This window comes from Ectothiorhodospira shaposhnikovii, assembly GCF_016584105.1.
Taxonomy (GTDB): domain Bacteria; phylum Pseudomonadota; class Gammaproteobacteria; order Ectothiorhodospirales; family Ectothiorhodospiraceae; genus Ectothiorhodospira; species Ectothiorhodospira shaposhnikovii.
Genome location: NZ_NRSM01000100.1, coordinates 1 through 530 on the forward strand (window position 1 = coordinate 1; position 530 = coordinate 530).

At 50.9% G+C, this 530-nt stretch carries 2 tRNA genes and 1 rRNA gene; all 3 read left to right on the forward strand.

The features are described 5' to 3' along the window. Positions 1–66, forward strand: a 16S ribosomal RNA gene (locus CKO35_RS17570); the annotation flags it as partial. Positions 67–136: 70 nt separating this feature from the next. Continuing rightward, positions 137–213 (forward strand) — tRNA-Ile (locus CKO35_RS17575). A gap of 11 nt (positions 214–224) precedes the next feature. Beyond that, positions 225–300: transfer RNA gene (locus CKO35_RS17580), tRNA-Ala, on the forward strand. The last annotated feature ends 230 nt before the right edge of the window (positions 301–530 follow it).

Below are 530 nucleotides of genomic sequence, written 5' to 3' on the forward strand. Positions count from 1 at the left end.
TCAATGACTGGGGTGAAGTCGTAACAAGGTAGCCGTAGGGGAACCTGCGGCTGGATCACCTCCTTTAAGAGCGAGCGTGACAAGCCTTGGCGCGAGCATCCTCACAAGCTACTTGATTTGCAGTGGACTTGAGCTTGGGTCTGTAGCTCAGTTGGTTAGAGCGCACCCCTGATAAGGGTGAGGTCGGTGGTTCAAATCCACCCAGACCCACCATATTTGATTTGGGGGCCATAGCTCAGCTGGGAGAGCACCTGCTTTGCAAGCAGGGGGTCGTCGGTTCGATCCCGACTGGCTCCACCAAGTTCTAGGGCAGTCAAAAGAGAAGGGTTGTAAGGCGAAGGCCTGATGCCTTGCGACGTTTGTCTTTTGGCTGTCTTTTTTATTCATCGGCACTGTACCGGTGAAGTTGTTTAACAATTCGGGAAAACATCTAGGCGAGAGTAAATGTAGTTTAGTTCTCTCAAATGTCATGTCGCATGAGCAACTGCGCCATTAGTCTCAGACTTTTTGGGGTTATATGGTCAAGCGGT